4 protein-coding genes are annotated in these 7696 nt (G+C 48.1%); 3 read left to right on the top strand and 1 reads right to left on the bottom strand.

Features of this window, described 5'->3' with window-relative positions; translation table 11 throughout:
* Positions 1 to 17: 17 nt before the first annotated feature.
* On the bottom strand, positions 18 to 995 hold the full coding sequence (locus tag V3U24_02840) for a hypothetical protein (protein MEE9166388.1): 978 nt from the start codon (positions 993 to 995) through the stop codon (positions 18 to 20).
* 453 nt (positions 996 to 1448) lie between these two features.
* Here V3U24_02840 and V3U24_02845 point away from each other — a divergent pair, with 453 nt between their 5' ends.
* The 3 genes from V3U24_02845 to V3U24_02855 form a co-directional block, all read left to right on the top strand.
* Positions 1449 to 4100, top strand: a complete 2652-nt coding sequence (locus V3U24_02845; GenBank protein ID MEE9166389.1) for a protein kinase — start codon at positions 1449 to 1451, stop codon at positions 4098 to 4100.
* The gene (locus V3U24_02850; protein ID MEE9166390.1) at positions 4100 to 6277 is read left to right on the top strand and encodes a protein kinase; all 2178 of its coding nucleotides are present in this window, start codon (positions 4100 to 4102) and stop codon (positions 6275 to 6277) included. Before V3U24_02845 ends, V3U24_02850 begins: the two co-directional genes overlap by 1 nt.
* A 575-nt stretch (positions 6278 to 6852) precedes the next feature.
* Positions 6853 to 7696 (top strand): DUF5939 domain-containing protein (locus tag V3U24_02855; protein MEE9166391.1); only part of this gene is annotated, 844 nt, incomplete at its 3' end.

The following is a 7696-nucleotide window of genomic DNA, read 5'->3' on the forward strand; positions in this document are numbered from 1 at the left end:
CAGAACCCGGATCCTTTTCACTTCTGACTTAGTTCTTCAGCCTTCTTCATGATATCATGCTTGATGGGCTCCTGGGACCGGAAAAAAGCGATGAGGTCGTTGATCTCCTCATCGGTCAACAATGTATGGTTGGGAATGCGTGGCATCATGGGCCAGCGGACCATTTCCGTCTCGGGCAGGGGTCGCAGGCGCTTGCCGTACTTAATGGACTGGTACAGCTCCTCATCCGTAAAGCTGCCGATGCCGGTCTCTTCGTCCGGCGTGAGGTTCGAACATGCAACGAATTTTCCATCAGTCATCCTATTCGCAAAACCCCCGGCCAGCGGTTCCCCATACTTAGGCATCATACCCGGTGCATAAGCGTGGCAGTCAACACACATCCCCATATAAGCCAGACGCTTTCCCCGTTCCACGGGCGTGTCGCTCCGGGGCTCGTAATCGGCAAACATCGGGTTCTTCGTAACCATCCGATAGATCATTCCTGTCGACATGATCATGGAGACCGGCAATTTGAGTTTATTATCGGGCACAACGTTTCTGACCGGCTCAGGAACGGTGCGCAGGTACGCCACTATCGAGCAGACCTCCTCCATGCTCAGAGCAACATCAAATTCGGGCCAGGGCATGGCCGGGAACAACTGCCGGCCGTCTTTGTTGAGTCCCTTCGTAATAGCCCGGATGATTTCGCCGTCCGTCCAGTTGCCGATTCCTGTTTCCTTGTCCGGGGTAATGTTGGGAACGGTGAGTGTTCCTTCCATTTCAAGTGTCCAGACATCTCCCGCCAGATACTTGTCCAGTTGTGGATCACCTGCAAAGTTCCCGGTGGTATGACAGGACCCGCACGCCAGGATCCCTTCCGCCAGCTTCGTCCCCAGTTCCACACGCTCCGCTGTGATTTCCACTTGGATGTCCGAAGGTGGACCCACCCTCATGGGAATGAAGACAGCACAACCCGTTAGGAGCAGAAAACCAGCGATAAACCAGTTCTTCCTCATATCTAGTCTCCTTTCGTGTAGAAGTTCTAGCGGTATTAAGGCAAACTAATGAATTCCCCAGCTTGAATGTGAGTTTAGCTATCCCGAGAATTACAGTCAAGCTACTTGGACAAGGCCGACTGGTCGATAGTCCTCATTGGAGGTCTTGGAGCTAATTTCATAAGCTGGCTCAGAATGACCTTTGAGGAGAAACCGTCAATTATTATCGACCGCCAGAAAGCTTGTCTGAATGACACGGGTAGTTTTCCCAGTAAAAGAATGTATCCCGAAAACGAATTATTGTTTTTAACCGGAACTCTGTGTTTACCGAGTGAGATTTCTATGCGATTTTGTTGCCTTTTAAATGACTTTGGTTCATATTCCCCGTGGCGGGTGCGATCCCTACTCTAAGAATATGCAATTTGGGTCCAATTCCCGATTCTGGCGAACGATCAGGCTCCTAGCTAAACGACCATGATCGGCAAAACAATATCCCACTTTAAAATCCTCAAAAAGCTTGGTGAGGGCGGTATGGGTGTAGTGTATAAAGCTGAAGACACCAAGCTTGACCGTCATGTTGCATTAAAGTTCCTCCCATCTCACCTCACTGATAGCGAAGAAGAAAAACAACGGTTCATCCACGAAGCCAAATCAGCATCGGCTCTGGAGCATCCAAGTATCACAACAATCTATGAGATTGATGAAGTGGAAGGTCAGACTTTCATAGCCATGGAATGCGTTGAGGGTGAGACATTGAAAGACAAAGTGGAGAAAGGGCCACTGAAGACAAAGGAGTTTTTGAACATCGCCATTGCTGTAGCAGATGGACTCAATGCAGCACACGAGCATGATATTGTACATCGGGATATCAAGTCTGAGAACATCATGATTCCTAAGACAGGGACTGTGAAGATCATGGATTTTGGGCTGGCGAAGCGGAAAGGAGTGACGAGGGTTACTAAGGAGGGAAGTACCCTGGGTACTTTGGCGTATATGTCACCTGAACAGGCAGAGGGATTAGAGGTAGATCGAAGGAGTGATCTCTATTCTTTTGGTGTAGTGATGTATGAGATGGCGACCGGTCAATTACCTTTCAAAGGGGAGCACGATGCCGCGATTCTTTACGCCATTGTAAATGAGGCTCCCCTTCCCGTCAGTACGATGAATCCCAATATTCCAAAGAAACTTGAAGAGTTCATTCATAAGGCTTTGGAGAAAGAGGTAGAAGATCGTTATCAACATGCGGATGAACTTCTGGCAGATTTGAATAGGTTGAAGAAGGAAATTGAAACAAAACGGACAGCTATTACTGAAACTCCTCTTCCAATTACAAAAGAACCAGGCAAAACGCGAGTATGGCGTCGATCCCTGAAAACTCATCGTTGGATGGTGGTCTTCGGAATCATCTTAGTAGCATTGGTAACTACCATATTTTTATACCGCAATGGTGAATCCCTTTCTGTCACCGAGGATGTTAGGGAAACCGGAATGGGAGAAAAGTCCATTGCCGTTCTTCCATTCACCAACTTCAGTGATAGCAAGGAAGATGAGTTTTTCAGTGATGGGATTACCGAAGACATCATCACACAAATATCTAAGATTGGGGACTTAAAAGTTATCGCACGAACCTCCGTGGTGCAGTACAAAAATACTCAAACAAGGATCCGTGACATTGGGAAAGAACTTGGTGTCGCAACAGTACTGGAAGGAAGTGTACGGAGGTCAGGTCGACGAATCCGAATCGTTGGCCAGCTAATTGATGTGAATACGGAAGAAAACCTCTGGGCAGAAACGTATGACAGGGATTTAAGCGATATCTTTGCGATTCAGAGTGACGTGGCACGGAAGATTGCTCTGGCCTTAAAGGCAACCCTTACACCGGAAGAGAAGAAGAATATTGAGCGGCAACCTACGAAAAACATGGAAGCCTACGACTACTTCCTGCGGGGCAACGACTATTCCGATCGGAGTCTAGTCGAAGGAGATAGGCGGATTGCTGTACAAATGTATGAAAAAGCGATCGAGTTAGATCCCAAGTTTGCACTGGCCTACGCGAAACTCTCTCGTGGGCACGCCGCAATGTATTGGTTTCACTATGACCGGACGGACGAGCGCTTGGTGAAGGCGAAGAGCGCAGCGAACAAGTCCTTGGAGCTTGAGCCTGATCTCCCCGAAGCGCATATTGCGCTGGGTTATTACTACTACTGGGGGTTCTTGGATTATGGTAACGCCCTGGAGCAGTTCGATATTGCCCAGAAAAGTCAACCAAACAACAGTGACCTATGGGCAAGTATCGGTTATGTAAAAAGGCGTCAGGGCGAGTTCGAAAAGGCATTGATTAACTTAAAGAAGGCTATAGAACTTGATCCACGCTCTTCAGGAATAGCCTTTCATTTAGCAGAAACTTTCTTCCTCATGCGGGATTACTCGAAAGCGGAGCCTTACCTTGACCGCGCTATCTCGTTGGCACCTGATATTTCTTGGCCGTACGCGAATAAGGCTTGGCTATACGTAAGTTGGCAAGGAAGTACCGAAAGAGCTCGGGAGGTTCTTGAGGAAGCGTTGGAAAAAGTGGACCGAGAAGAGCTTGTCTACGATTGGGTGTGGCTGGATCTGTTTGATGGAGACTACGAAGCGGCGTTGGAGCGACTCTCCTTGGGATCTTTAGAGACCTATGAAGATCAATTTGACTTTATCCCAAAGTCCTTACTATATGCTCAAATCTATGGTTTCATCAACCAACGGGAGTTGGAGCAAATCTATTACGACTCCGCTCGAGTCATATTGGAGAGAAATCTCCAGGAGCAGCCCGGAGATGCGCGATTCCACAGTTCTCTCGGCATCGCTTATGCTGGCCTTGGCCGCAAGAACGAGGCGATCCGGGAAGGAAAGCTGGCGGTGGAGTTGCTTCCCGTTTCCAAGGAAGCCTGGAAAGGGGTTGTTCGACTCGAGGACTTGGCTCAAATATACGCGATGGTTGGACAATACAATGATGCTATCGACCAGCTCGAGTTCCTACTGTCCGTCCCTGGAACGATTTCGATATCTTTGCTTCGCGTCAATCCAATCTGGGATCCCCTTCGTGATCATCCGCGGTTTCAGAAGCTGATAAAGAAGAAAGCCTAATGTTGTCTATGATCCTCCAAAAGAACGGCGGACAAGTCGGCCAAACCATTTCCCACTATAAAGTCCTCGAAAAGCTTGGCGAAGGCGGTATGGGTATCGTCTATAAAGCCGAGGACACCAAACTCAAACGAACCGTCGCCCTTAAGTTCTTGCCCCACCATCTTCTGGCTAATGAAGAGGACAAGACCCGGTTCCTCCACGAAGCGCAAGCTGCCTCATCTCTGAGCCATCCCAATATCATGACTATCCATGAGATTGATGAGGTAGAGGATCCCGACACGGCGGGCAGGCAAACATTCATCGCCATGGAGTACGTGGAAGGTGAGACGCTCAAGGACAAGGTGGAAAAGGGACCCCTGAAAACCAAAGAACTTCTGAAAATTGCCATTGCCGTAGCGGATGGGCTCAATGCAGCTCACCGGAAGGATATCGTCCACCGCGATATTAAGTCCGAGAACATCATGATTTCCACCGAAGGACTGGTAAAGATCATGGACTTCGGCTTGGCCAGGAGGAAAGGGGAAACAAGAATTACCAAGACAGGGAGCACGATGGGGACTCTCGCGTACATGTCGCCGGAGCAGGTGCAAGGACTTGAAGTAGATCATCGATCAGATCTCTGGTCCTTTGGGGTCGTGTTACATGAAATGTTGACGGGGGAGCTGCCGTTTCGCGGTGAGCACGAAGCAGCCGTTATTTATGAGATTGTCAACCAAGATCCTAGGCCGGTAGAGGTCCTCCGACAAGATCGCCTGAAAGAGCTTGCATCAATTGTTCATCACCTCTTGACGAAGGAGCCGTCTGAGCGTTTAGGGTCTGCACAGGAGCTCGTAACAAAACTAAACAAGATTACTCCTCAGGCAGTAAAAGCCTCTCCATTGTCCCGGGGAAAGGAGAAGTCCATTGCAGTTCTCTATTTTGAGAATATGAGTTCAGATAAAGAGAGTGATTATTTTTGCTCCGGTATGACTGAAGATATTATCACTGACCTTTCGAAGATCAAGATGTTGAAAGTGGTCTCTCGAACGGACGTGCTTCCATTCCGCGACAAACAGATAAGTACCCGCCGGATTGGTGAAGCACTGAATGTGAACTACATTTTAGAGGGCAGCATGCGGAAGGCCGGAGAAAGAATCCGCATTACCTCTCAACTTATCGATGTGCGAAGTGGTTTTCACGTCTGGGCAGAGCGGTTTGACCGGAAATTGGAAAACATTTTTGATCTCCAGAGCGAAGTATCCCAGAAGATTGTGGAAGCATTTCCAATAACGCTCAGTACAAGTGAAAGGGAGGCACTCGAGAAAAGACCGACTGAAAATCTTGAGGCCTACGATTATTATCTCCGGGGAAAAGAATTTTCCTTGCGACGTTCGAGACGTGATAATCAGTATACGATCGACATGTTCAAGAAAGCACTTACAATAGACCCTGATTTTTCTCTTGCCTACACGGGACTTGCGGAAGCCTATGCCTATAGGTACCTGTGGTGGGATTCTGACTCCTCGCTTGCAAATAAAGCAATCGAGGCAAGTCAAAAAGCTGTCCAGCTCAATCCGGCTCTTCCGGAAGCACACTTCGCGCTGGGACTTGCGTCCCAGATTGAAAACCACTTTGATGAGGCAAAGCGTGAATATCACACTGCCATCGCCCTCAAATCGGACTTCTACGACGCATATCGATGGCTGGGACATGCGTACGACATATTGGGCAATTTGAACGAAGCAGAGGAGTGTTATCGCAAGGCGATAAAAATCAAGCCCTACAGCGAGGAGCCAGTGATGTTCTTGGAGATGAATCGCCGTAAAGCGGGTGACCTGGAAGAGTCAAAAAGACTTCAGCAAGAACTAGGGGAGCTGATAAAGAGGAAGCTCGACCTCAATCCTGACGACACGATTACTCTAAGCCGAGCACCATCTGCCTATTTGAATTTGGGGATGAAGGAGGAGGTTCTCAAAGCGATTAAGCGCATTCTGGAAATCGATCCGAACGATGGACTATTCCTTTTCAACATTGCTTGTGCATATGCAAAAATGGGAGACAAAAAGCGGGGGCTTCGTTACCTAAAAAGGGCGTTCAAGAGTGGCTGGCGTGTGCGAGAATGGGCACAGAGCGACCCAGACCTCGACACCCTCCGGGAGGAGGAGGAGTTTCAATCTTTAGTCGAACAGATGCATTAGAGATGATCGGCCAAATCATCTCGCACCATCGCGGCGGTAGCCCGTCAGGAGCCGGGCCAAAGGTCAGTCATTTGGAATGGAACCAATGACCTGGACGAGCAGGTAAGCGGTGGCGTTTACCTGTACCGTATCTCCGCAGGATTCTTCGGACAGGCAGGCAATTTCACCCAGACCCGCAAGATGATTCTTCTGAGGTAGAGGCAGCGCGGAAATAGCCCTGCTCGATCCGGTTTACGTCATAGCCAAGTGACATGCCGGTTTTCACCCGAAGCTGTAACCGCCGGTATTTCTTAAGTTACACTGACAGTCGATATACCTAAAAACCCGCTGAGCTATTTGGCCCGTGTTTGTTTGAATCCAGCCTCTGATACCGATATGAAACTCGAATTTCTGAGGTGAAAAGGGGGGGTTTAATATCTCCTTTTTCTTATCTTTCAGTGAATTATTTATGATAGGATATGACAGATTAGGAAATATTCCATGGATACCACCTCGTCGAGGCGGTGTATGCCAATTTTCACTATTCAGGTTGTACGTACAGGACGAACAATCCTATGGTATGGAGGCAGGAAGACATGACATTGGAAATCAATGAGGACAACCTCGAAGAAAGACTCGAGGAGCTTGAACGGGCAAGAAGCTGGAGTCCACGTGTCGTTGCAAAATTGGAATCATTCATTCGTTCCGAGGATGACTTTCTTCTATTTCGAATCAATCCCATTCAATTTGCGAAAGACAAGAGTATTTCAGAGGAACAGGCTATAAATCTCTTTCTTTATGGCAGGAAGGCGGGTCTTTTTCAAATGGACTGGCAGTTGTTATGTAAGGGATGTGGTGATGTAGTAGAGAGTTTCAGTTCCCTTGACGTGGTGGATTCACAATATTTCTGTAACTTTTGCTCGACCGACTATGAAGCTTCAATGGATGATATGATTGAGGTAAGCTTCACAATTTCCCCCCACGTTCGTAGGATTCGGTGCCATGATCCCAACTCTCTTTCGGCGGAAGAATATTTTCTGAAATATAAGATGAGCCGTAATGCGCGGGTAAATGGTGGCAGGAAACTTGTGGAATACCTATTGGATTACAGTCGGTTGATGACCTTCTTGGAACCGGGTGAAATAAGAGATTTTGAATTGGAAGTTACACCGAGCGTTCTGGCCACTACCATCGGACTTACATTTCAGGTGGAAGGAAAGGCGAAAGACAAGGGACAGTCTTTTTCTCATAAGATTCGTGAGATTTCGGATAGGCATTTCGAAACTTTGACTCCTGGGGAATTGACCCTGCGGCTGGTAAACGACACACCTAATCGAATGCCCATTGCCATCTTTAATTTCCCGTCTCCTCCAACAACCCCTGATTTTGATCCCTTTCTTTCTGGCAAAAAGCTTTTGACGACTCAAACCTTTCGAGACT

The sequence above is a fragment of the Candidatus Neomarinimicrobiota bacterium genome (assembly GCA_036476315.1).
Classification (GTDB): domain Bacteria; phylum Fidelibacterota; class Marinisomatia; order Marinisomatales; family S15-B10; genus JAZGBI01.